This window comes from Pseudodesulfovibrio senegalensis (assembly GCF_008830225.1).
Taxonomy (GTDB): Bacteria; Desulfobacterota; Desulfovibrionia; order Desulfovibrionales; family Desulfovibrionaceae; genus Pseudodesulfovibrio; species Pseudodesulfovibrio senegalensis.
The window spans coordinates 82,129-105,949 of sequence record NZ_WAIE01000009.1; the positions used below are offsets into that span (position 1 = coordinate 82,129).

At 61.2% G+C, this 23,821-nt stretch carries 19 protein-coding genes, 1 tRNA gene and 1 other RNA gene; 18 read left to right on the top strand and 3 right to left on the bottom strand.

The window, feature by feature from the left end:
- Window positions 1–51 precede the first annotated feature (51 nt).
- From F8A88_RS14985 to F8A88_RS15015, 7 genes are all read left to right on the top strand, one after another.
- Window positions 52–753, top strand: coding sequence for a hypothetical protein (locus F8A88_RS14985; RefSeq protein WP_151151989.1), 702 nt, complete (start codon window positions 52–54; stop codon window positions 751–753).
- Window positions 754–907: 154 nt separating this feature from the next.
- The gene (gene pstB / locus F8A88_RS14990; RefSeq protein WP_151151990.1) at window positions 908–1,669 is read left to right on the top strand and encodes a phosphate ABC transporter ATP-binding protein PstB; all 762 of its coding nucleotides are present in this window, start codon (window positions 908–910) and stop codon (window positions 1,667–1,669) included.
- Between the two features lie 123 nt (window positions 1,670–1,792).
- Window positions 1,793–2,458 (top strand): phosphate signaling complex protein PhoU, encoded by a 666-nt coding sequence (gene phoU, locus F8A88_RS14995; protein ID WP_151151991.1) that lies wholly within the window; start codon window positions 1,793–1,795, stop codon window positions 2,456–2,458.
- 363 nt (window positions 2,459–2,821) lie between these two features.
- Window positions 2,822–4,573, top strand: coding sequence for a 30S ribosomal protein S1 (locus F8A88_RS15000; protein WP_151151992.1), 1,752 nt, complete (start codon window positions 2,822–2,824; stop codon window positions 4,571–4,573).
- A 75-nt stretch (window positions 4,574–4,648) separates the two neighbouring features.
- Complete coding sequence (gene sppA, locus F8A88_RS15005) at window positions 4,649–5,464, top strand: signal peptide peptidase SppA (protein WP_241667490.1); 816 nt, start codon at window positions 4,649–4,651, stop codon at window positions 5,462–5,464.
- 269 nt (window positions 5,465–5,733) lie between these two features.
- Window positions 5,734–7,080, top strand: a complete 1,347-nt coding sequence (locus F8A88_RS15010; RefSeq protein WP_151151994.1) for a response regulator — start codon at window positions 5,734–5,736, stop codon at window positions 7,078–7,080.
- A 31-nt stretch (window positions 7,081–7,111) separates the two neighbouring features.
- Complete coding sequence (locus F8A88_RS15015; protein WP_151151995.1) at window positions 7,112–8,455, top strand: tetratricopeptide repeat protein; 1,344 nt, start codon at window positions 7,112–7,114, stop codon at window positions 8,453–8,455.
- Window positions 8,456–8,459: 4 nt separating this feature from the next.
- Here the strand turns inward: F8A88_RS15015 and F8A88_RS15020 are convergent, their stop codons facing one another.
- From F8A88_RS15020 to F8A88_RS15030, 3 genes are read right to left on the bottom strand one after another with little or no spacing between them, the layout of a single operon-like run.
- On the bottom strand, window positions 8,460–9,827 hold the full coding sequence (locus tag F8A88_RS15020; protein ID WP_151151996.1) for a deoxyribodipyrimidine photo-lyase: 1,368 nt from the start codon (window positions 9,825–9,827) through the stop codon (window positions 8,460–8,462).
- A gap of 46 nt (window positions 9,828–9,873) precedes the next feature.
- Window positions 9,874–10,695, bottom strand: a complete 822-nt coding sequence (locus F8A88_RS15025; protein WP_151151997.1) for a glycerophosphodiester phosphodiesterase — start codon at window positions 10,693–10,695, stop codon at window positions 9,874–9,876.
- 19 nt (window positions 10,696–10,714) lie between these two features.
- Window positions 10,715–12,160 (bottom strand): sigma-54 dependent transcriptional regulator, encoded by a 1,446-nt coding sequence (locus F8A88_RS15030; protein ID WP_151151998.1) that lies wholly within the window; start codon window positions 12,158–12,160, stop codon window positions 10,715–10,717.
- A gap of 162 nt (window positions 12,161–12,322) precedes the next feature.
- Here F8A88_RS15030 and F8A88_RS15035 point away from each other — a divergent pair, with 162 nt between their 5' ends.
- From F8A88_RS15035 to cysS, 11 genes are all read left to right on the top strand, one after another.
- On the top strand, window positions 12,323–14,464 hold the full coding sequence (locus F8A88_RS15035; RefSeq protein ID WP_151151999.1) for a glycosyltransferase: 2,142 nt from the start codon (window positions 12,323–12,325) through the stop codon (window positions 14,462–14,464).
- Window positions 14,430–16,124 carry a glycosyltransferase gene (locus F8A88_RS15040; RefSeq protein WP_241667493.1) on the top strand — a complete coding sequence of 565 codons (1,695 nt, stop codon included), beginning with the start codon at window positions 14,430–14,432 and terminating at the stop codon, window positions 16,122–16,124. The genes F8A88_RS15035 and F8A88_RS15040 overlap by 35 nt, the downstream gene beginning before the upstream one ends.
- Window positions 16,125–16,265: 141 nt before the next feature.
- On the top strand, window positions 16,266–17,033 hold the full coding sequence (locus tag F8A88_RS15045; protein WP_151152000.1) for a YkgJ family cysteine cluster protein: 768 nt from the start codon (window positions 16,266–16,268) through the stop codon (window positions 17,031–17,033).
- Between the two features lie 22 nt (window positions 17,034–17,055).
- A complete protein-coding gene (gene rfaE2 / locus F8A88_RS15050; RefSeq protein WP_151152001.1) occupies window positions 17,056–17,541 on the top strand; it encodes a D-glycero-beta-D-manno-heptose 1-phosphate adenylyltransferase in 486 nt (161 codons plus the stop codon).
- A 43-nt stretch (window positions 17,542–17,584) separates the two neighbouring features.
- A tRNA-Ile gene (locus F8A88_RS15055) sits at window positions 17,585–17,660 on the top strand.
- Window positions 17,661–17,837: 177 nt separating this feature from the next.
- Complete coding sequence (locus F8A88_RS15060; RefSeq protein ID WP_151152002.1) at window positions 17,838–18,842, top strand: Nif3-like dinuclear metal center hexameric protein; 1,005 nt, start codon at window positions 17,838–17,840, stop codon at window positions 18,840–18,842.
- A gap of 111 nt (window positions 18,843–18,953) precedes the next feature.
- Complete coding sequence (locus F8A88_RS15065; RefSeq protein ID WP_151152003.1) at window positions 18,954–19,688, top strand: zinc ribbon domain-containing protein; 735 nt, start codon at window positions 18,954–18,956, stop codon at window positions 19,686–19,688.
- 26 nt (window positions 19,689–19,714) lie between these two features.
- An RNA gene (gene rnpB / locus F8A88_RS15070) (RNase P RNA component class A) lies at window positions 19,715–20,077 on the top strand.
- A 55-nt stretch (window positions 20,078–20,132) separates the two neighbouring features.
- Window positions 20,133–21,344, top strand: a complete 1,212-nt coding sequence (gene ispD, locus F8A88_RS15075) for a 2-C-methyl-D-erythritol 4-phosphate cytidylyltransferase (protein WP_151152004.1) — start codon at window positions 20,133–20,135, stop codon at window positions 21,342–21,344.
- Window position 21,345: 1 nt separating this feature from the next.
- Window positions 21,346–22,236, top strand: a complete 891-nt coding sequence (locus F8A88_RS15080) for a hypothetical protein (RefSeq protein ID WP_151152005.1) — start codon at window positions 21,346–21,348, stop codon at window positions 22,234–22,236.
- 36 nt (window positions 22,237–22,272) lie between these two features.
- Complete coding sequence (gene cysS, locus F8A88_RS15085; protein WP_151152006.1) at window positions 22,273–23,727, top strand: cysteine--tRNA ligase; 1,455 nt, start codon at window positions 22,273–22,275, stop codon at window positions 23,725–23,727.
- Window positions 23,728–23,821: the final 94 nt, after the last annotated feature.

Sequence of the window (23,821 nt, forward strand, 5' to 3'; positions counted from 1 at the left end):
CCCCCATGAATCGGATATGAGGGGTCCTGATTCCAATTATCCGGAGTGGTTATGAAGTTGTCCCCGGTTCAGGTCCTTTCTTTTTGCGGTGCGTCCCTGCTGATCGCCGCGACGTTCGTGCTTTCTTCCGCGCCCACGCCCCGTGCGGGGCAGGGTCGGCATATGGTGCGCATGCCCGTGGATACCAGAATCATTGATCTGGAAACCCTGAATGCGCCGAACCCGCAGGACAACGCCACCATTTCCGGGGCGCAGCCGTCCGTTTCCGCCACCCCGAAGGCCGGGGTCTCCAAGCCTGCGCCTGCTGCCGGCTCCGAAAAAAGCGCCCCCAAGGCCGTTTCGGACAAGCCGTCCACGTCGTCCAAGCCGTCTCCGAGTGCCGCCGCCAAAAAAGGCGCGGCCCAGAGCAAGACCGTGACCGGCAGCATAACCGGCCTCAAGGTCGAACAGGCCGAAGACGGCTCCCTGATCGTTCGTCTGCGGGCGGACAGGGACATGGGCCGGGTGACTTACCTGCGCCTTGGTTCCCCTTCGCGTCTGGTTATAGACGTGCGCGGCCGCTGGACCCTCCGGGCCGGCAACGTGGTGCGCATGCAGGCCGGGCCGTATGCGCATCTGGTGGCCGGGGAACACAAGGACCGTCTGCGTCTGGTCCTGCATAGCCGCGATGCCGGGGCCACGGTCCCTGTGCCCGGAATTTCCGTGCAGGGCCGCGATCTCGCGGTGACCGTTCCTGCTTCTGCCAAGCCCTGACAAGGGCGTTCTCCTTCCTTTGCGGGCTCTGTAACCTAATTGTAACCGTCGGGTCATTGTCGTGTAACCGGTGATGTATAGTCAGTGGGGACCGTCAATGCGGGCGCAACGGTTTGTCGCGCCCGAAAGAAAGCCAATCGCACGGAGTATCGCAATGGGGAATCCCGTCAAGGTGGCTTCCAGGAACCTGAATTTCTATTATTCGGACTTCAAGGCGCTGGAAGACATCTCCATAGATTTCGAGGAAAATCAGGTGACCGCGCTCATCGGGCCTTCGGGCTGCGGCAAGTCCACCTACCTTCGGTGCATCAACCGCATGAACGACCTCATCGCAGGCACGCGCGTGGAAGGTTCCATGGTGCTGGACGGCCAGAACATCTATGCGCCGGGGTTGGACGTTGTTTCCCTGCGCCGCCGCATCGGCATGGTTTTCCAGAAGCCCAATCCGTTTCCCAAGACGATTTTCGAGAACGTGGCCTACGGCCTGCGCGTGAACGGGGTATCGGACAATGGGCTCGTCGAGGAACGCGTGGAGGAAAGCCTCAAGGGCGCGGCCCTCTGGGATGAAGTCAAGGATCGGCTGCAAACTTCTGCGCTGGGCCTTTCCGGCGGCCAGCAGCAGCGCCTGTGCATTGCCCGGGCCATGGCCGTGGAGCCCGAGGTGCTGCTCATGGACGAGCCAGCCTCAGCCCTGGACCCCATCGCCACCCAGAAGATCGAGGACCTGATCCACGAACTCAAGAAAAATTACACCATCATCATCGTGACCCACAGCATGCAGCAGGCTGCTCGCGTTTCCGACCGCACCGCGTTTTTCTACATGGGCAGGCTCATCGAGGTGGACAATACCAAGGCCATGTTCACCAAACCCAGAAACCGGCAGACCGAAGACTATATCACCGGCCGCTTCGGCTAGGCCTGCCGGCCACGGTTGGCGCTTTTGCGAACGAAGCGGGCGCGGACCTGCCGCCGCAACCACGGTTTCGGGTAAAACGCACAAAGGGCATTCTGCGGATGCCATACCACAGGAGATGCAGACATGGAGCAACGCGCTCACTTTACGAAAAAACTTGAAGAGTTGAAGCTTCAGGTTCTGCGCATGGCCGCGCTTTCCGAAACGGCCGTACACAAGTCGGTCAAGGCGTTTCTTGAAGGGGACAGCGACCTGGCCGAGGATGTCATTCGCGGCGACTGCGCCATCAACGACCTTGAAGACGACATCGACAACTTCAACCTCGAACTGCTGGCCCTTGACCAGCCAATGGCCATCGACCTGCGCACCATCATCGGCTCGCAGCGCGTGACCGTGAATCTGGAACGCCTTGGCGACGAGGCCGTGAACATGGCCCACCGTTCGATTTTTCTGAGCTCCCGGCCGCCGCTGCCGTTCAATCCCAAGATGGAAGAACTGGCTAACGTGGCCAAGCAGATGCTGGCCGACGCGCTCAAGGCCTTTGTTGACAACGACGTGGTGCTGGCCACGCAGGTGTGCCGCATGGACGATCAGGCCGACGATCTGAACCTGAGCATCCTCAAGGAATTGATCAATGATATGGTCCGGGAGTCGCGCATTGTGGAACGCGGTGTGCATTGCATCATCGGCGCGCGCCATCTGGAGCGTGTCGGCGATCTGGCGACGAATATTGCCGAGGCCGTGGTCTTCATCGTGGAAGGCGACAGCATGAAGCACAGCTGCCGCGGCTGACCTTTGGGCGCAGGCTCCACGGCGCAACACACGCATTGCGGAATACGGTGCGGGCTTCCGGACAGGATTCGGAGGCCCGCACCTGTTGTTTCAGGCGCTGGCGGCCGCCATTTTTCGGGAGAAAACGGTTTACAGGTGGGACGAATTCGGATACGGAAATTATTCCTCTGTAAAAGGTGTCCGAAAATCCGGTGCTTTTTACAGCAACGCCATGGGCGTATCAACGGCGGTATCGGTTCGCATGCGAACTGGCCGCGCTGCTGGTGAACCCGGACCTCGGACCGGTGGAGCTGGCAACGAGGACTGCTGTTGCAGCAATATACGTTAAATACATTGTCCGAGGACCATTGTTGGAGGTTAACCATGGAAAAAACCGCAGAAACTGTAGACTCCCCTGAAATGGAGATGGATATGGAGATGAACTTCGAGGCTGCCCTCGAAGACTATCTCAATTCCGATTTCGGGGATCTTGACGAAGGCACCATCATTGCCGGTGAAGTCGTCAAGGTCGGAAAAGACCACGTGCTGGTCGACGTCAACTTCAAGTCCGAGGGCCAGATCCCCGCGTCCGAATTTCTGGATGCCGAAGGGAACATGGAAGTGGCCGAGGGCGACAAGGTTGATGTCTTTGTGGTCAACAAGGACGAAGCCGAAGGCACCATCTACCTGTCCCGCGAGCGGGCCAAGCGGATGCAGCTTTTCGATAAACTGGAAGAAGTCCAGGAACAGGATGGCGTCGTCCCCGGTCGCATCATTCGCCGCATCAAGGGCGGCTACACCGTCGATCTCGGTGGCGTCGAGGCATTCCTGCCCGGCTCCCACGTCGACCTGCGCCCGGTTCCGGACATGGACGCTCTGGTGGATCAGGAATTCGATTTCAAGATTCTCAAGATCAACCGTCGTCGTTCCAACGTCATCGTTTCCCGTCGCGTTCTTCTGGAAGAGCAGCGCGCCGAACAGCGCGAGAAACTGCTCGAAACCCTCGAAGAGGGTCAGGTTGTTCCCGGCAAGGTCAAGAACATCACCGAATACGGCGTGTTCATCGACCTCGGCGGCCTCGACGGTCTGCTGCACATCACGGACATGTCCTGGAAGCGCATCAAGCATCCCAAGGAAATGGTCCAGCTGGGCGACGATCTCGAACTGAAGATTCTCAACTTCGACAAGGAAGGCCAGAAGGTCTCCCTCGGTCTCAAGCAGCTTGTTCCCGATCCGTGGGAAAACATCGCCGAGAAGTACCCCGAATCCAGCCGTTTCAACGGCACGGTCACCAACCTGGCCGATTACGGTGCGTTCGTGGAACTGGAATCCGGCGTTGAAGGCCTGGTGCATATCTCCGAGATGTCCTGGACCCGCAAGCTCCGCCACCCGTCCCAGATGGTCAAGGTGGGCGAGGAAGTCGAAGTCATCGTTCTGGGCGTGGACCAGGAGAAGAAGCGTATCTCCCTGGGCATGAAGCAGGTCAACCCCAACCCGTGGGATGTGGTGGCCGAAAAGTACCCCGAGGGTACCGTGCTCGAAGGTTCCATCAAGAACATCACCGAATTCGGCGTGTTCATCGGCATCGAGGAAGGCATCGACGGCCTGATCCACGTTTCCGACATCTCCTGGACCAAGAAGATCCGCCACCCGTCGGAAGTCTACAAAGTGGGCGATTCCGTGCAGGCCAAGGTGCTGACCGTGGACAAGGAGAACGAGAAGTTCACCCTGGGCGTCAAGCAGCTGACCGAAGATCCCTGGACTCAGGTTCCGGCCAAGTACCCCGTCGGCCAGCTGGTCAACGGCACGGTCACCAACATCACCGACTTCGGTCTCTTTGTTGAGGTCGAGGAAGGCATTGAAGGTCTGGTGCATGTGTCCGAAATCAGCCGCAAGAAGATCAAGAGCCCTGCCGAGATCTTCAAGGAAGGCGATACCATCGAGGCCAAGGTCATCCACGTTTCCGCGGATGAGCGTCGTCTGGGCCTGTCCATCAAGCAGACCACGGAAGAAGAAGATCGCCGCAGCAAGCCCAAGAGCTTTGGCGGTGCCTCTTCCGAAGCTGCCAACACCACCCTCGGCGACCTGCTTCGCGAGAAGCTGGAAGCCGCAAGCTCGGAGGACGAGTCCGAGTAACGAGATATGGAAGCAAAGCTTCGATTCTCACAGCGACATCCCGTTCTTTTCGGGATCAGCATGATACTACTGGCCATGGCCCTCGTAACGGGGGTCATGGCCTTTTTCGACGTTTCGTCGGGCACCGTGGGTTTTGGGGGCGACAAGATCGGCCAGGTCAACGTGGTCGGTCCCATCATGGAATCCGATGCCGTGGTGGACTGGATCCGCGCCCTGCGTGAGGACGACTCGGTCAAGGGCGTGCTTTTGCGTGTCAATTCGCCGGGCGGCGCCATTGCGCCCTCGCAGGAGATTTATGCTGCCGTCAGACGTCTGGCCGAGGTCAAGCCTGTGGTGGCCTCCTACGGAACCGTGGCGGCCAGCGGCGGCTATTACGTGTCCTGCCCGGCCACCAAGATCGTGGCCAACCCCGGGTCCATCACCGGATCCATCGGCGTGAAGGCCGAGTTCATGACCTTTGGCGCAGTGTTGGAAAAACTCGGCATACGTCCCGAAGTGCTGGCCACCGGGCGTTACAAAACGTCGGGTACGCCGCTCAAGGACCTGACTACGGAGCAGCGCGCACAACTGCAGGAGTTGTTGTCCGACATGCAGGACCAGTTCGTTGCCGACGTGGCCAGGGGGCGCGGCATGGATGAATCCGCGGTGCGCGCCATTGCGGACGGCCGGGGCATTACCGGCAGGCAGGCTCTCGTGTATGGGCTTGTGGACCGCATGGGCGGGCGAGAGGAAGCCATCAACCTGCTCAAGGAATTGTGTTCCATTTCCGGGCGGGTCGGCCTTGTGGAAGGCCCCGAGGAAGAGCAGACCCTGCTGCAGCGGCTGATCGGGCTTGGCTCTTCGGAAATCAAGGGCCTGCTCCAGATGCCGGGATGGGTCTTTTCCTATTAGATAGATGTTGTTTTTCCTCTTGTCGATTGATACCCCTTCGTAACCAGTTGGTCGTTCCATCCGCATGTAGGGTGGATGATTTTTTTTTGATTCGGGCGTATGCTTGAAAGATGTTACTGTGCTGAACGAGGCGATGCCGTGCATGAAGAGGGGGCGCGTTGTTTTTGAGTAAAAGGCGCTTCGCTCTCTGGCAGGAGCGTTTTCCGGTTCGGTGGGACGGGAATCACACGGCCCCATGAGGCCCAACCGTTTTTTTGCAAGGGGAGCAAATGAGCAGTACCGGTCGATACGACAGGATCGTTCACGAATATATAGAAAAAGACTCCGGCATGATCGTGCTGTTGTCTGAAGACCAGCTTTTTCAGCGCACGCTGCGTTCGACCCTGACCAAGGTCATCGGCACCAAGCGTGACTGCCTGTATGTCACGGCCAATCCTTCGGCCGCGGTCAAGGCGATCAAGCAGTATACCAAGAGCAAGGTGCCCTGCACGGTTTTCATTGAGCGCATTCTCGGGGACAAGCCCAGCACGGATTTCATCATCGCCATGAAGAACCTGCTGCCCGACCTCAGGATCATCGTGCTCGTGGGCGAGACCCGGCGGGAAAACATCGCCTATTTTTATGAGCTGGGCGTGAACAACGTCATTTCCAAACCCGCGTCCGCCAACAATATCATCGAGAAATTGGCCTTTACCATCAAGCCGCAGGGCAAGCTTTCCGAACTCATGAGCGAGGGCAAGCTCATGCTGACCGAGGGCGATTATCCCGGCGCACTGCGCGTCAGCGCCAAGATTCTGAAGATCAAGCCCAACAGCCCGGCCGGTCTCATGCTCCGGGGCGATTGCTATCTGGGCAAGAACGACAGGGAAAAGGCCATCGAGGCCTATCTGCTGGCCCATGAGTCCTCGCGTTTGTATCTGGAACCCCTCAAGAAGCTGGCCAATGTGTACAAGGGGTACAACGAGGAGGAATATCTCAAGTACCTCAAGAAGCTGGACCGGCTCAGCCCGCTGAACACCGAACGCAAGTGCGACATCGGCACCACCTATGTGCGGCGCAAGGAAATGACCATGGCCGAAAAGTATTTCGACCAGGCCATCGAGACCGCCACGCAGGAAGCCATGAGCATGGTGGCCGGTGTTGCCGACCGCATCGCCTCCACCGTCATCGACGTGTCCCCGGCCATGTCCGAGAAATACCTGCAACGGGTGCTGGCCAACAAGGGAAGCCGCCTGGGCAAGGAGGACATAACCGTCTTCAACAAGCTGGGCATCGCCCTCAGGAATCAGGGCAAGTGGCGCGAGGCCATCGACAACTACAGGCGCGCGCTGGAAATTTCCCCTGAAGACGAGGGTCTGCACTTCAACATGGCTTTGGCCTACCGGGACGGCAAGGAACGCCGCAAGGCCATCGAATGCATGGAAACGGCCCTGAAAATCAATCCTGACGTCTACAAGGCGGGCGAAAACATTGCCCTGCATTTCGGCGATACCTTTGCCGAGGCCAAGCGGTATGACGAGGCCGGCGAATTCTACCGTACGGCCGCCTCACTCAATCCGGACAACAAGGCCACGCAACGCAAGTTGGGATTGATCAAAAAGGCTTTGGGCGCATAGCCCGGCCGCGTGGGCGGTCTTCAGGAGCCCCATGAAAAACGAATATTTCGTCAGGATTCTTCACGAGTTCTTCGAACAGGACCATGGCGCGGCCGTGGTTCTTTCGGGTGATCAGGTCTTTTTGCGCACACTGCGTTCGGCCGTGCACCGGGTGGCCGGTTCCAAGCGGCACTGCCTGTTCGCCGTGGGCGGGCGCAGGGCCGCAGCCCGTCAGGTGGAGCGTCTGGTGGCGGGCAAGGTCCCGGTGCTTGTCTTTGTGGAGCGCATGGTCAACGAGACTCCGAGCACGGATTTCATCATGGTGCTCAGAAAACGGTATCCGAACATGCGCATTATTGTTCTGGCTCAGGAGATCGAGCGGGACGTGATCGCCTATTTCATGGAATTGGGCGTGGCCAACGTGATCTGCAAGCCCGTGTCCATGAACAACGTCATCGAAAAGATGGCCTTTTCCCTGCAGCCGCCCGGCCAGTTGGGCAGGCTTCTGGACGAGGGCAGGGCGCGGCTCGAGGCCGGGGATTTCGAGCAGGCCATGGGGCTGGTGGAAAAGATTCTGTCCTTGAAGCCGGGCAGCCCGGCAGGGCTCATGCTGCAGGGCGACATCCATCTGGCGCAGGACCGCAGGGAAGACGCGCTGGACGCGTATCTGGCCGCGCACCATTCCTCGGAAATGTACATTGAGCCCATCAAGCGGCTGGCCCACGCCTTTCAGGGGCTGGATGATGAAAAGGCGCTTGAATATTTGAAAAAATTGGATTTCATCAGCCCGCTCAACCCGGATCGGAAGGCGGACATCGGCAAGGCGTACCTGCAGCGGCGCGACCTTGAGAACGCCGAGGAATATTTCGACCAGAGCCTCAGGGTTCTGGGCCGGGAGGCCGGTTCATTGGTGTCCATCATGGCCGAGCAGATAGCCGAGGCCGCCAGCAAGGTGGCGCCGGGCATGGCCGAAAAATATCTGCGCACGGTCATTGAATCCCGGGGCGACGACCTCGACCACAGCGACCTGCATACCTTCAACCGGTTGGGCATGGCCCTGCGCAGTCAGGGCAAGTGGCGCGAGGCCGTGGAAAATTACCGGCAGGCCCTGGAGATTTCCCCGGACGATGAGGCCCTGCACTACAACATGGCCCTGGCCTTTCAGGATGGTCGCGATTCCGGGAGCGCGCTCGACAGCCTGCGTCGTGCCCTGGATATCTATCCGAACCTGCCGCGCATGGGTGACATGGTGGCCCTGAACATGGGCAACATCAACATGGATGCCGGGCATACGGAACAGGCACGGGATTATTACCAGATGGCCCTTGAAATGAATCCCGGCAACCGCCGTGCCAAAAAGGAACTGGAAAAGGCCCTGCGCGCGTTGCGGGGATGATGCCCTAGAGCAGGGAGCCGCGCTCCTGCGCGTCGATGTATTCCTGCACCCTGAATTTGGATTTGGCCCCGTTGAAGGTCATGGACCGTATCTTGCCGAACACGGCCCGCTCGGGCCAGCCCCGGTCGTGCACTCCGCCCATGGACCACGCAATGCCGGCGTAGCCGTTGGAGTCGCGCCCGTCCATCTGGTAGCGGTCGTTCAGGCGTATGGCTTCGGCCATGGCCTGCTCGGGCGTTTCACTCCACTCCAGAATCTTCTTGGCCCAATACATGCGCATGTATCCGTGCATATGTCCGGTGCGCACCATTTCCCGCTGGGCCGCGTTCCAGAGCGGATCATGCGTTTGCGCGCGCTCGAATTCTTCGGATGTATACAGGGCCGGGCGCGGGTCGTTCAGGTGCGCCTCAAGGGTCTGGCTGGCCCATGGCGCAAAACAGCCCGTGTTGTCGTAGTCCGGTTCGTGCAGGCAGAAGTTGTCTGCCAGTTCCCGGCGTACGATCAATTCCTCCAGATAGGCGTCCGAGGATTCGCGGTCCGCGCCTGATTCCAGTACCCGCAGGGCCACCCGGCCCGCGTGGATCTGGCCGAAATGCAAATAGGGGGAAAGGCGCGAGGTCACCGGGTTGGTGGGCACGTTGCGGCCCTTGCCGTACTGGTTCAGGCGCGTGCGTTTGAACTGTTCGAGGGCCTCGTGCGCGGCCTGTTCCCCGGACGGGAAATCGCAGGGCGGCGGTCCGGAATGACTGCTTGCTGCGTGTTGCAGATCCCCAAGGGATGCGCTTGCCGGACGCTGCGCCAACGGGTGCGGGTGCGGGGCAAGCTCGGGCGGTTGGACCAGAAATTCCGGCAGCAGTCTGTGTATCTTGGGCCGGATGGTGCGGGCCGCATATTCCTTTTTGTCCGATGCCAGCCAGCAGGGCACCACGTTGCGTCCGTCGGTCTCGAACACGTGCGCCCCGGTTGTGGAACACACGTGGTCGGCCACGCTTTCTATCCATTGCCGTTTGATGCGCAGCACGTCGAAGTCCGTGACCAGCGCGCCGATATTCAGCTTGCGTGCCAGCTTTGGGATTTCCTGTGCCGGGTCGCCCATGCGCGGCAAAAACGGAATGTTGCGTGCTTCCAGCTCGCGTGCGGTCTGCGCCAGCCCCTGCGTCAGGAACAGGAATTGCCGTTGCCCGGCTTCGAGGAATTGCGGTGAAAGCGCGTAGAACACGCACAGGGGAACCCGGCGCGCCGTGGCCAGCTGCTGGGCCATGAGCAGGCCCCAGTTGTCGCGGCAGCGGTGCTCGCGGTGCATCCAGTAGGCCACCGGGCCGTTGTTCGGGGCATTGCCGGTTCGTATCTGTCGTGTTCGCGATTCGGGCATGGCAGGACCATAGCACAGGAGCGCGGCGCGGCAAACGCCGGGAATATTATTTCATGCGCTGGGGAAAGTCCGTGATGATGGCCGTGGCCCCGGCTTGGCCCAATGCGCGGGCCTTGTCCATGTCGTTCACGGTCCACGGATTGACGCGGAATCCCTGCCGCACCAGTTCGCGCACCAGTTCGGGCGTGGTTTTTTTCTGGTTCGGGTGGTAGGCCTGCGCCCCCAGTTCCCGCAACAGGGCCGGGATGTCGGCCGGGTGTTCCTCGGCAAGGGCGGCCGTGGGCAGTGTGGCGTCCAGCTGCCGGACGCGGGCCATGTATTCGTGCCGGAATGAGGAGAGCAACATCAGTTCGCGGGTTTCGGTCTGCCGGATCATGTCCAGCACCGCGTCCACAATGGCCTCGCAGGGATGATGCTCGCCCTGATCCTTGATTTCGAGGTTCATGGGCAGGGTGTGCTCGCGCGTGAACTCAAGGGCCTGACGCAGGGTGAGCATGGGCTGGTTGCGGCAGTTCTCGACCTCTTGTTGCGAGAGTTCGCCCGCGGCAATGGTCCCGAAGGGATCGTTTATGGCGAAGTGGCTGCCCGCGTCGAGGCCCAGCAATTCGTCCAGCGTGAAGTCATGCACGTTCCACGGCTTGCGGTCCGCGAATTTCGGATGCGCGGCAATATCCGTGGTGCGCTCAAGGGTTTCGTCATGAAAGATGACCAGTTGGCCGTCACGGGTCATGTGTACGTCGGTTTCCCATGCCTGCGCGCCCGCGTCCAATGCGCGCCGTACTGCAAGCAGGGTGTTTTCCGGAGCAAGGGAGCGCGCGCCCCTGTGGGCGCAGCAGTGGCCGGAGCCGTCGAGTAGGTCGAAGAACACGGCAGTTTCCTGCGGGCGTCTATACGTCGATGCCCTGTTTCTTGTATTCGTTGAGTTTGTTGCGCAGGGTGCGCACGGAAATTCCCAGCAGGTCCGCAGCCCGGGTGCGGTTGCCCGCGGTCTCGTCCAGGCTTTTGAGAATGAGTTTTTTCTCCATCTCCTGCAACGGCATGACCGAAAGGGCCTGATCCATGCCTTCGGGCGGCGCGGCCGCAGCAACGTCCTGCTGGGCCTGCTCCACGGCGTCGAGATCGTCGGGCATCCATTCGCCTTCGGTCATGAGGAAGTGGCTCTTGCGGATGGGGCCGTCCCCGGCCAGCAGCACGGCGCGTTCCATGAGGTTCTGCAGTTCGCGCACGTTGCCGGGCCAGTCGTAGTCCATGAGCCACGCCTTGGCCTCTTCGGTAAAGGCCAGCCTGCCCAGCCCGTAGGCCGCGCAGTATTTGTTCACGAAATATTCGGCCAGTTCGATGACGTCCTCGCCCCGGTGCTTGAGCGCCGGGAGCTTGAGCGGAATCACGTTCAGCCGGTAGTAGAGATCCTGGCGGAACTTGCCTTCCTTGACGGTTTCCTCGATGGCCCGGTTGGTGGTGGCGATGACGCGCACGTTGACCTTGACGGTTTCCACCCCGCCCACGCGGTCGAATTCCGACTCCTGCAACACGCGCAGCAGCTTGGCCTGCAGGCCGAGGTCCATTTCCGTGATTTCGTCCAGCAGGATGGTGCCGCCGTCCGCCAGTTCGAATTTGCCGAGCTTGCGGTTGATGGCTCCGGTGAACGCGCCTTTTTCATGGCCGAACAGTTCGGATTCCAGCAGGTGCTCGGGCAGGGCCGCGCAGTTGATGGCCACAAAGGGCTGGTCCGCGCGGTCGCTGTTGTGGTGCAGGTAGCGGGCAAACATTTCCTTACCCGTGCCGGATTCTCCGGCGATGAGCACCGTGGCCTTGGAACGGGCCACCTGCCGGGCCAGCGCCAGCACGCGCAACACGGCCGGATGGCGGCCGATGATCTGGAATTTCGAATCCTGCCGGGGCGCGGCTGGTGCGGCGGCCGGTGCCCGCAGCGCGGGTTCCGGGCCGGGTTTCGGCTCGGGCTCTGGCTCGGGATCGGGGGCGCCCTTGGGCAGCACCAGTTTGATCTTGTCCCAGATGAGCGGCTCCAGCCAATAGTCGCGCGCGCCGTGCTGCAGGTAGTCCTGCGCCTCTTCTGCGGATCCGTTGCGCGAAAAGATGATCACCGGCGGGAAATCGTCGACCTGTTCGGCCTGTTCCAGCAGCCTCTTGGCGTCAAAGCCCTGAATGGACGGGCGGGAAAAAATCAGCAGCGGCTTGGATTTCTTGATGAACCCAAGGGCACCGTTCAGGTTGTCGGCCAGCCCGGCCTGTACCCCGGCCTCCTTGAGGGTGGGGAAAATGCTTGTGACAGCCTGCGGTTCGGCTATGAAAAGTATGGTTTTGGCCGACATGACCACTTCTATTATCCACAACCCGGACATATTTCAATAATTTTACAGCATGGGACCGGATTGCGCCCTTCTTGCCCGTATTTCGGGCATCTGATACCACTGTGAGGTTCATCGCAAAACGACCACCATGCCGCGCCCGGCGCGGCTGAAGAGAGATATCACATGTTTCGCAGCAGCGTACCCGTGCTCTGCTATCACAGCGTCAGCAATGCGGACGGCGGCCACTCCCCCGAACAGTTCGGGGAGCATCTGGACGCCGTTCTTGCCGCAGGCTACCGCACCATAACGGCGCGAGACCTCATCCGCAGCCTGCGCGGAGAAATGCGCGTGCCCCGCAAAAGCGTGGTCGTCACCTTTGACGACGGCCATGTGAGCAATTGGCTGCACGCGGTTCCGGAACTGGAAAAGCGTTCCATGACCGGCGTGTTCTTCGCGCTCACGGATTTCGTGCAGCCCGGCCCGATCCGTTCCCTTGCGGACGCACCCGCAAACCTGCCGCTCAAGGACGCCTTTCGCATGGCGCATATGGAGCAGGACTATTCCCAGTTCGTGAACGAATCCGAGATTCGGGCCATGCTGGACAAGGGCATGGAGGTCCATTCCCACGGATGCCGCCATCAGGGCTGCTACATGAACATGGACTGGCAGATAAACCTCGGCCATTACAAGGCGCACTGGGCGGCTTCCTGCATCTATCCGGCCATGAATCCCGACTGGCCCACGTACCCGGTGGGCAGCGCCTATGTGTACAACGGGTTCTGGCCTGTGTTCGACGGCTCGGGTTCGCCCGCGTTTCGCATGCGCTCCACGGACGAGCGTCGCGATTTCTGCCGCAAGGATTTTGCCCGCAGCATGCGCCGCATCCGGGAACTGACCGGGGGGGGCGAGCAACTGTTCTGTTGGCCGTGGGGCCATTTCGACCCTGTGGCCGAGGAGGAACTGAAAAAGGCGGGCTACGCCGGGGCTTTCACCCTGGAACGCGGCCCCAACTGCCGGGGAACCAGCCCCTACCGCATCCACAGGCTGGGGGTGGGCTCCAAAAAGAGCGGATCATGGGTGCAGCAGCGTTTGCGCATGTATTCGGGCGAAACCACGGCCCGCGTGTTTTTCAAGGGCTACCACAAGCGGCCCGAAGTCTCCTCGGTGCTCTATGCCACGGATTCGGACAAACTCTCGGGCGGCAGCCGCCAGATGATCAACAACGCCCTGGCCATGCGCGACATGGGCCTGCGCGTTTTCGTCATGATCGCCCCGGACTCGGCCCTGAATGAACCTCTTGCCAATGAAGACGGCATCACGGTGGTGCCGTTCGACGGGTTCCGTCACTACCTGCGTGCCGGACGCTTTCTGCGCGACCTTGTGCGGCGCGAATCCATCGACGTGGTGCACTCCTTCCACAACCGGGCCTACAAGATGGGCGTCATTGCCCGGCTCATGGGCGCGAAGTTCAAGCTGTTCATCAACCGGGGCGTGATCTCCAGGCCCAACACGGTCTTTTTCCTGTGGACCGCCCTGAGCGACGGAGTGATCTGCAATTCCGGCAAGTGCGCGGACGTTCTGCGTTCGCACCATGTGCTCGAAAAGCGGCTCAACGTGGTTTACAACGCCTACAACGGCCCGGATTTCGGAGAGCCCAGACCGCGGCACAAGCGGTCCATGCGTATCCTCTACGTGGGCAACAAGGCTCCCACCAAGGGGTTCGACACCTTTATCGAGGCCTGCCGCCTGTTTGCCGAAGCCGGTCCCGTGCGGGACGTGGAGTTTGCGGGCGTGGGCGGATTGGCCTCGGACGCATTGGAGCAGCTATTGGCCCGGCCCGAGTTCGCCAGCGTGCGCGAGCGTCTTTCCCTGCCCGGCAGGCTGCCCCATGCCGAGGTGCTGGACGAAATGCGCCATGCGGACATGCTGGTGGTTTCCTCGCGCATGGAGAGCCTGCCCAACACCCTGATCGAGGCCTTTGACCTCGGCCTGCCCGTGATCTGCACCAGGGCGGGCGGCATGCCCGAGCTGGTGCGCGACGGCGTGAACGGCTTTTTGTGCGAGATCGGGGACAGCGCCGCCATTGCCGCGCGCATGCGGGAACTGGCCGACGATTTCAACCTGCGCCTGCGCATGGGCATCATCAATCACCGCATCGTGCGCGGGCTGCTTTTGCCCCGGCACAAGGCCGCGAACCTCATGAGCGTGTATCAGGGATTCCCTCGGCGGGAGCTTTTGGACATCGACGCCATTGCCGCGCGGGATATCGAGTTGCCGCAGAATGAGGAGCATGACCACCATGACCATGGAGAATCCCATGACTGACGGCGTGCTGCGTTCCTGCTGGGCCACGTTGCCCGAACCCGTGCGCCGCAAGCTGTTGCTGGGCTGTGCCGGGCGCATGCACCTGCTGGAAATCGGGGGCCTGTGCCTGCAGGCCCATGATCCCGCTCTGGATGCCATGGCTTGCGGACTGCTGCAGAACGCCGTGGCCGCCAACCCGCTGGACGGGAACATGGCGCACCAGCTCTTGTCCGGAGACCGGGCCTGCGCCGTGCTGCCTCCGGCCACACTGGACGTCCTGCGCGCGGTGGCCGACAACTGGCGTGTCCCGAAAAACACCGGCTATTACGAGCGCCTTCGCAGCAGGCGGGATTTTGACAAGATACGTACTTTTGTGGAGCGCGAGGCCCAAAAGCAGCCGGACAACCTGTACTGGCGCGAACAGGCGTTGATCAACGGCGTGGTCAGCGCAAGCATGGATTGGACCGCGGACATGCTGGCCCCGGTGTTGGCCGACACGGGCGAACTCGACGGGCTTGAGCCTGTGCGCGCCGCTCTGGGCACCATGTTCGACCGCATGCACGGCAGGTGTGCTTCCGCGCAGAGCCTTGCCCGCCGGACCGGGGATGCGTTCGGCCCGGCCCAGGGCATGATGACCGCCGGTCTGTGTTTGCTGGACGCAGGAGAGCGCGAGCAGGCCGCGTCGCTTTTTCTGGAGGCCCTTGCACACCAGCCGTGGAATACCAGCCTGATCCTGCGCACGTATGATCTCGTGTTCGGTGTGGGGCAGGAGCGCGCCCCGCTGGATGGGGATGCCGTCATCCTCCTGTATTCGTGGAACAAGGACGTGGAGCTGGACGCCACCCTGCGGCATTTGTATTCGTCCGACCTCGGTTCGGCCCGGCTGGTGGTGCTGGATAACGGTTCCACGGACCGCACGGCCGAGGTGCTGGAGTCGTGGCAGCTGCGCTTCAAGCCCGAACGCATGGGCATCGTGACCCTGCCCGTGAATATCGGCGCGCCCGCGGCCCGCAACTGGCTCATGCATCTGCCCGAGGTGCAAGAAAGCGATTTCGTGGTCTATCTGGACGACGACGTGGAACTGCCCCGGGACTGGCTGACCACCCTCGGGGCCGCGGTCAAACGCTACCCGGACGCCGGGGTCTGGGGTTGCAAGGTGGTGGACCATGCCCAGCCCCTGCTCATGCAGCACGCGGACGGCCAGCTGACCCTGCCGGATGCCACCGGGGCCACCACGGCCAGCCTTGCGCCCAATCCCGTAAAACTTTCCGACCTGCATGTGCAGAGCACGGATACCGGGCTGTTTGATTACATGCGGCCCTGTGCCTCGGTCACGGGCTGCTGCCACCTGTTCCGCACGGAGCGGCTGTTGAAGACCGGAGATTTTTCCATCCACCTTTCCCCAAGCCAGTACGACGATTTCGAGCACGATCTGCGCCTGTGCGAGGCGGGCATGTTCCCGGTCTATACCGGGCATCTGCGCGTGCTGCACAAGAAACGTTCGGGCGCGGCATCGCGCGTTTCCGGGCCGGAAGAGGGCAACGCGCTGGGCAACCGCTACAAGATGCAGGCCATGCATGCTCGCAGTGATCTGCACAAGGCGGAACAGGCCGGGCTGGCCCTGTTGGAAGAGGACCTGCAGGCCAAGATGCGGGCGCTGGACGAACGTATCCGGGCATGACCAAAGGTGGCGGTTTTTCGCCCGGCAGGACTGTGCGGCCCCGGCTTGCCATGGGCGAAGCAAGCGTATACCACAGCGCAGGCGCGAAAGCAGACAACAAAAAAAGCAGGACCCGCGTCATGCGTGGGCCGGAGAATGGACATGAGCACGGACCAGACCAAGGAATTTCTCGAAAGCCTGCCCGAACTGGAAAAGGGCAAGACCTTCTGTTTCAAATGCTATCCCGGCATTTCCTGTTTCAACGAATGTTGCGGCGACCTGCAACTGGTGCTCACTCCCTATGACGTGTTGCGCCTGTGCCGTGAGCTGGACATGCCCAGCCGCGATTTCGTGCATTCCCACTGTGAGGTGGAAGTCATGCCCGACACCCGTTTTCCCATGCTGCGTCTGCGCATGACCGACAACGCCAGACGCAGTTGTCCGTTCGTGCGCGAGGCAGGATGCTCCGTATACGAAAACAGGCCGGGCGCGTGCCGCACCTATCCGCTGGGCCGGGCCACGCGGCCGAACGGCGAGGGCGGCGTGCAGGAACAGTTTTTCGTTGTGCAGGAACCGCACTGCCGCGGATTCGAAGAATCCACGGAATGGACCACGGATACGTGGCTCAAGGACCAGGGCTTTGAAATCTACGTGAAGTACAACGACAAGTACATGAATCTGCTGGCCCGCTGGAAGGAAACCGGCAAGTCCCTGCCGGATCAGGTGGTGCACATGGCCATGCTGGCCCTGTACCAGCTTGACGACTTCCGGCGCATGATTGACGAAATGAAGATGTTCGAGCGCGTGGATGTTCCCGAGGAGCGGCAGGCCGCCATCATGGAAAGCGACGAGGCCGCCCTCGATTTCGGGCTGGACTGGCTGGAACTGATGCTTTTCCGCACCAGCGAAACCCTCAGGCCCCGCGCCTGATCCCTGCCCGGAGGTAACGACCATGCTGCCCGACAATCCCAAGCTCCTGAGTATCCAGAGCTTTCTGAAAAAGAAGCGCGCCCTGCACAAGGGGCGGCGCATCGTGTTCACCAACGGCTGCTTTGACATCCTGCACCCCGGCCACGTGGACCTTCTGGCCCGCGCCCGCGCCCTTGGCGACGTGCTTGTGCTGGGTTTGAACAGCGACGAATCCGTGCGCAGGCTGGGCAAGGGAGCCGACAGGCCCGTGAATCCGCAGGCGGACCGGGCCTTTGTGCTGGCCGGACTGGCCTGCGTGGATTACGTGATAATCTTTCATGAGGAAACGCCTCTGGAACTCATCAAGGCCGTGCGGCCGCAGGTGTTGGTCAAGGGGGGCGACTGGACCCCGGACAATATCGTGGGTCGCGAGGTGGTGGAGGCCGCCGGCGGCGAGGTGCGCAGCCTGCCCCTGATCGAGGGCTTTTCCACCACGTCGCTCATTGAACGGATTCGTCAAGGAGCTTGACAAACGCCGCCGAATCTGCATACACAAATCAGCTCCGAAGCGTGGGCCAGTAGCTCAGTTGGCAGAGCCACCGGCTCATAACCGGTCGGTCCCAGGTTCGAATCCTGGTTGGCCCACCATTTTTTCTCCCACTGCAAAGGAGACGCGAGGAAGACATTTGCCGGACTTGATCAATCGTCTGACACCCTTCCCCCTTGAAACCCTCATCCGCATCGCGAGGGCAGAAGAAGGCAACGATGCTCCCCCAGGGGATACCCTAGGGGAGCATCTTCTTTTCGAGAGGAGCGCGTAACTATATGAAATCACTGGATATACTTTCAGTTTTCCGCACAATGGCACCCGAGGGATTTCAGTCCTCGTGGGATAATTCCGGTGTTCAGGTCGTTGGCGAAAGCCTGGATTGCTCCAAGGTGGGGGTCTGTCTTGAACCCACGCCGGAGATGATCCGCGCCTGCCTTGACTGGGGCGCGGGCGTCATTCTCACGCACCATCCCCTGTACATGAAGCCCAAGGGGCTGGGCAGCGAAAGTGCCTTTACCGAGGTGGTGCGCATGGTCATGCGTTCGGGCGCGTGGCTGTATGCAGCGCATACGTCGCTGGATTGCGCTCCGGACGGCCCGGCCTTCTGGCTGGGCGAACGCCTCGGGCTGGAAAGCGCCGGGTTTTTGGAAACCGCCCGCGAGTTCGCGCCCGTGGAGGTTTCCTTTTATTCGCCGCGTACCGTGACCCGGGACGAGGCCGAGATGTGGACCGAGCGCCCGGGCATGCACAGCGTGAGCCAGAGTGCGGCGGGCGAGGTTCGCCTTGTATGCGACCGCGACCATTGGGCAGGCGCGCGCAGTGCCGTGGAGTTCACTCTCGGCATGCAGCCGGAGTACTATGTGCGCGCTCTGGAGGCTCCGGCCCGTTCCGTGGGCTTCGGGCAGGTGGGCGACCTGCCGCAGCCGCTGGACTGGGCGGCCTTCATGGCCGAGCTGCAGGGTCTGGTGGACCGCGACGTGTTCACCGTCTGCGGCGATGCGCCGCAAACCGTTGCCCGCGTGGCCTATTGCGGCGGATCGGGTTCGTCCATGGCCGATGCCGCAGCCCGTGCCGGGGCGGATGTGCTGATCACCGGAGACATGAAGTATCACGCGGCCGTGGAAACGCCCGTGTGCATTGTGGATGTGGGACATTTTTCATTGGAAGAGGAAATGATGCGCCTTGCGGCTCTTGATCTGGCCGAGCGGCTCGGGCCGGAGCAGGTCGAGGTGCGTTTTTTCAAGGGAACCGAGCCGTTTCGCTTTCACGTCCGCGCGTGAGGCGGCCCGTTGCGGGCCACGGTATCCCGGTGCCCCGGGCGTCCGGCCACGGACGCGGGGCGCATGAACGTTTTTTCGCATTGTGCGGCAAAAAAAAGTCGAGAGGTAAACATGTATCAGAAACAGATTGAACAGCTGGTGGTGCTCCAGAGGGTGGACGACCAGATCATTGTTCTTCAGGAAGATCTGGACGCGGCACCGCGTGAGCTGGCCGAGCTGGAAGGCCAGTTGCAGGCCCTGATGGACCGCAAGACCCAGATCGAGGAAAAGCTGGACATGCTCGCGCAGCAGCGCCAGAAGCTCGATGGCGAAATCGAGGAAGACGGCGCCAAGATCAAGAAGAGCAAGAACAAGCTGATGATGTCGAGCAACACCAAGGAATATCACGCCATGATGCGCGAGATGGACAGCCTTGAAAAGCTCAACCGCATCCGCGAGGACGAGTTCACGGCCGTGCGCGAGGAACTGACCCGCCAGAACGAGGCCATGGAAGCGCTGGAAAAGGAAGTGGAAGAGGTCAAGGAAGAGCTTGCCGCCAAGCAGGCCAACCTCGAGGCTCGCACTGCCAAGGCCAAGAAGGCCCTCAACAGCCTGAACAAGAAGCGCGACAAGGCCTGCAAGGTGGTTCCGCCGCCGATTCTGGGCCGTTACGAATTCATCCGTTCCCGTCTGGAAAATCCGGTCATCGTGCCCGTGGAAGATGGCATCTGCAACGGCTGCCACATCAAGATTCCGCCGCAGAGCTACAACGACCTGCAAAAGGGCCAGCAGATCCTGAGCTGTCCCAACTGCCAGCGGTTGATCTATTGGAAGGAACATATCCCCGAGGCTTCCAAGGTCGTATAACCGGCCGGGGACTATATAGTTTTGACGGAGTCGGACAGGCTGTCGCCGCGGCCTTTGGCCGGGGAGGAAAGTCCGGGCTCCACAGGGCAGGACGCTGGGTAACTCCCAGGGGGAGTGATCCCCGGAAAGTGTCACAGAGAGCAGACCGCCACCCGGACTCGTCCGGGCGGTAAGGGTGAAAGGGTGGGGTAAGAGCCCACCGGCGGGTGCGGCAACGCATCCGGCCAGACAAACCCCGTCCGGAGCAAGACCAAATAGGAAAGCGCTTGAGGCCGGCCCGGCCGATGCTTTCGGGTAGGTTGCTTGAGGCGGCGGGAGACCGTCGTCCTAGAGGAATGACAGCCACCCCGCAAGGGGGACAGGACCCGGCTTACCGTCCGGCTCCGTCATGAATTTCATGTGCCCGCCAGTTCTGGGTGCGGGCCGCATGCGTGGGAACAGGGAATGAAACGCCGATTCGACAATACATGGGCCGTGGTGCTAGCCGCGGGGAACGGGTCCCGCATGAAGGCCGCTGCCGGTGTGCGCAAGCAGTATCTTGAATACCGCGGCGTGCCCCTGTTCTGGCATTCGGCACGCACGTTTTCGCGCATCGCACGCATTCGCGGGCTGGTGTTCGTGTTTCCCGAAGAAGACCTCACGGCCATGCGCCGCAGGATCAAGGACCTGTTCAAGACCGATGACCTCGGGCTTCGATTCGAGGTTGTGGCCGGTGGCGATCGGCGTCAGGATTCCGTGCGCAACGGCCTTTCGGTCCTGCCGCGGGAATGTGACGCCGTGCTCGTGCACGATGCGGCGCGGCCCTTTGCCCCGGCGCGCATGGTCCAGTCCCTGCTGGACGAGTTGGACAACGGCGCGCAGGGCGTGATTCCGGTTCGTGCGGTGACCGACACCATCAAGCACGTCGACGGACGGATCGTTTGTGCCACCCCGGACCGCAGCCGGTTGCGCGCGGCGCAGACCCCGCAGGCCTTTGAGCGGACCGTTCTGGAACATGCACACGAACTGGCCGAGGAGCACGGCTGGCAGGTTACCGACGACGCGTCCGTGTTGGAGAATCTGGCCGGGCTGGAACGTGCGGATTCCTGCGAAGTGCGCTGCGTGGAGGGCGATCCGGCCAACGTCAAGATCACCACGCCCGAAGACCTTGAACGGCTGCGCGAACCAAAGACCACCGTGCCCTGCACGGGCTGGGGGTACGACGTGCACCGCTACGGCGGGGATCGGCCCATGGTGCTGGGCGGCGTGCCCATTGCCGGAGCGCCGCAGATTGTGGCCCATTCGGACGGCGACGTATTGCTGCATGCGCTCATGGACGCCATTCTCGGTTGCATCGGGCAGGGGGACATCGGCACCCATTTTCCGGACACGGACCCGGCCTGGGACGGAGCCAGCAGCGCCATACTGCTGCGCGAGGTGTTGGTCATGGCCGAAAAGGCCAAGGCCCGTATCGTGCACGCCGATTTGACCGTCATAGCCCAGGTGCCGCGTCTGGCACCCCATGCCGCGCAGATCCGGCGCACCGTGGCCAACCTGCTGGGCCTTGATTCGGGGCAGGTCAACGTCAAGGCCACCACCGAGGAAAAGCTCGGGTTCACGGGTGAGAAAAAAGGCATCAAGGCAGTGGCCTGCGTAACCGCGCTCAGGGAGATATAAGGTGAAGTTTCTCGGTCGTTTTTCCAAGATACTCGTCGGGTTCGTGCTGTTCATGGTGCTGGCCTACGGCGGCCTGCAATGGTTTGTGCACGACCAGGTGGACAAGGGCATACATGAGGCCGTGGCGCGCATTCCGGGCATGGATGTGAAATATTCGCGGCTGGACGTGCGCATTTTCGACCAGACCGTGACCCTGACCGAGGTGGAGCTGAGCCAGGGCGCCAAGCGGATTTTCGCAGACAAGGTCGAGTTTTTCGATTTCGACGAAAAGCATTCCATGCCGCATCACATGCGCATGGCCGTGCAAGGGCTTGTCATGCCCGCGGACTTTACGCATCTGGGCGCGCTGGCACCGCTGCTGGAGGCTCTGGGCGTACTGGAATTGCGCGGCGACGGCGCGCTTGACTACGCGTATTCCCCAACGGACAAGGTCCTGCACGTGAACGATTTTCGTTTTGACGACAAGGAATTGGGCAACCTTGAACTGAGCATTGACCTTTCCAACGTTGATCTTGATGATTACCGTATGGAGAAGCTCGTGGGCCTGCACATCGGCGCGGGATCGCTGCGCTTTGTGGATGCCGGGCTGGTGGAGCGCATTTTCGAGACCTATGCGCGTTCCCGCAACATGAGCCGGGAAATGGCGCGCGAGGTCATGGTCGGCGAGCTGGAAACCCTTGCGGCACAGGCGCGGGCCGAGGACATGGAACAGGCCGCACAGGCGTATGCCGGGCTGGCCGGGTTTCTGGTGGAACCGGAGGGAATTCTGGTGCGCACCGATCCGGAACAACCCGTGCCATGGATGTATTTTTTCATGGGCCGAAACGGTGCGGAAAGCATCAATCTGCTGAATCTCACTGTGGAAGAATTTGCTGGTGAATCTGATCAATAGTTTTTAATTCAAGATAGTTATATCTGGAGCAAAACAATGAGACTGTACAATACCCTTGAAAGGAAAAAGCAGGAATTCGAACCGCTGAACGGCAACACGGTCAACATGTACGTGTGCGGCATCACGGCCTACGACCTGTGCCACATCGGCAACGCCCGTTCCAGCGTGGTGTTCGATGCCATGGTCCGTTACCTGCGCTACCGGGGGTATGACGTCAATTTCATCAAGAACTTCACTGATGTGGATGACAAGATCATCAAGCGCGCCCACGAAACAGGCATGGAGCCGGGCGAACTTGCCGCCAAGTTCATCGATGAATTCAACATCGACATGCAGCGGCTCAACGTGTTGCGGGCCGACGTGGAACCCAAGTGCACCGAGCACATTGCCGAGATGGTCGAGCTGACCGAGCGGCTCATTGAAAAGGGACACGCCTACGCAACGGACGACGGGGACGTCTATTTCCGGGTGCGTTCCTTTGCGGACTACGGCAAGCTCTCCGGCCGCAACGTGGACGAGATGGAAGCGGGCGCGCGCGTGGAGCTGGGTGAGACCAAGGAAGACCCGCTCGATTTTGCGCTCTGGAAATCGGCCAAGCCCGGGGAACCCTCATGGGAAAGCCCGTGGGGACTTGGTCGGCCCGGCTGGCATCTGGAATGCTCGGCCATGAGCGAAAAGTATGCGCCTCTGCCGCTGGACATCCACGGCGGCGGTCAGGACCTTGCCTTTCCGCATCATGAAAACGAAATCGCCCAGACCGAAGCGGCCACAGGCAAACCGTTCTCCCGTTTTTGGGTGCACAACGGCTTCGTGCAGATCAATTTCGAAAAGATGTCCAAATCTTTGGGCAACTTCTTTACCACGCGCGAACTCATGAACAAGTTCATGCCCGAGGCCCTGCGCTATTTCCTGCTCAGCAACCACTACCGCAGCCCGCTGGATTTTTCGTTCGACGCGCTCGAAGAAGCGGAAAAAGGGCTCAAGCGCGTGTATTCCGCGCTGGCGCAGATCGATGCGGAGCTGACCAAGACCAAATGGAAAAAATCGCCGTTCCCCGAAGAACTGGAAACGGAGATGGACGCCATTGAGGCCAAGTGGACCGAGAGCATGGAAGACGACCTGAACACGGCGGCCGCGCTGGGCCAGATCTTCAACGCCGTGCGGCTGGCCGGGCGTGTGCTTGAAGACAAGTCCCTGCGCAAGTCCGAAGGCGCAAAAAAACTCTGGGCCCGCATCGCCGACCGCATTCGTTCCTGGAGCGACGCGCTCGGTCTGTTCGGCAGTGATCCCGAAAAGGTTCTTGAAGAGCTGCGCAACGTCCGCGCCGCGCGCAAGGGCATCGATCCCGCCGTGGTGCAGGCCAAGCTCGACGAACGCCTTGCCGCGCGCAAGGAAAAGGATTTTGCCCGCTCCGACGAACTGCGCGACGAGCTGGCGGCCATGGGGGTGGAGGTCAAGGACACTCCCACCGGCGCAACCTGGGACGTATAGCTTCAGGCTGCCCAAAAACGGCAATCTGCTGCGTTGCTTCGACGGGCCAACCCCTCGCGTATGTGCAATACGCGTCGGTTCTGCCCCGTTCGGC

Bases quoted from the DNA above. Each gene is read 5' to 3' on its own strand.
- sppA (WP_241667490.1), top strand. From the start codon at position 4,649: ATGGCCCTCGTAACGGGGGTCATGGCCTTTTTCGACGTTTCGTCGGGC.
- phoU (WP_151151991.1), top strand. From the start codon at position 1,793: ATGGAGCAACGCGCTCACTTTACGAAAAAACTTGAAGAGTTGAAGCTT.
- F8A88_RS15010 (WP_151151994.1), top strand. From the start codon at position 5,734: ATGAGCAGTACCGGTCGATACGACAGGATCGTTCACGAATATATAGAA.
- F8A88_RS15020 (WP_151151996.1), bottom strand. From the start codon at position 9,827: ATGCCCGAATCGCGAACACGACAGATACGAACCGGCAATGCCCCGAAC.
- F8A88_RS15030 (WP_151151998.1), bottom strand. From the start codon at position 12,160: ATGTCGGCCAAAACCATACTTTTCATAGCCGAACCGCAGGCTGTCACA.
- F8A88_RS14985 (WP_151151989.1), top strand. From the start codon at position 52: ATGAAGTTGTCCCCGGTTCAGGTCCTTTCTTTTTGCGGTGCGTCCCTG.
- cysS (WP_151152006.1), top strand. From the start codon at position 22,273: ATGAGACTGTACAATACCCTTGAAAGGAAAAAGCAGGAATTCGAACCG.
- F8A88_RS15035 (WP_151151999.1), top strand. From the start codon at position 12,323: ATGTTTCGCAGCAGCGTACCCGTGCTCTGCTATCACAGCGTCAGCAAT.
- pstB (WP_151151990.1), top strand. From the start codon at position 908: ATGGGGAATCCCGTCAAGGTGGCTTCCAGGAACCTGAATTTCTATTAT.
- ispD (WP_151152004.1), top strand. From the start codon at position 20,133: ATGAAACGCCGATTCGACAATACATGGGCCGTGGTGCTAGCCGCGGGG.
- F8A88_RS15000 (WP_151151992.1), top strand. From the start codon at position 2,822: ATGGAAAAAACCGCAGAAACTGTAGACTCCCCTGAAATGGAGATGGAT.
- F8A88_RS15015 (WP_151151995.1), top strand. From the start codon at position 7,112: ATGAAAAACGAATATTTCGTCAGGATTCTTCACGAGTTCTTCGAACAG.
- F8A88_RS15040 (WP_241667493.1), top strand. From the start codon at position 14,430: ATGACCACCATGACCATGGAGAATCCCATGACTGACGGCGTGCTGCGT.
- F8A88_RS15060 (WP_151152002.1), top strand. From the start codon at position 17,838: ATGAAATCACTGGATATACTTTCAGTTTTCCGCACAATGGCACCCGAG.
- rfaE2 (WP_151152001.1), top strand. From the start codon at position 17,056: ATGCTGCCCGACAATCCCAAGCTCCTGAGTATCCAGAGCTTTCTGAAA.
- F8A88_RS15045 (WP_151152000.1), top strand. From the start codon at position 16,266: ATGAGCACGGACCAGACCAAGGAATTTCTCGAAAGCCTGCCCGAACTG.
- F8A88_RS15065 (WP_151152003.1), top strand. From the start codon at position 18,954: ATGTATCAGAAACAGATTGAACAGCTGGTGGTGCTCCAGAGGGTGGAC.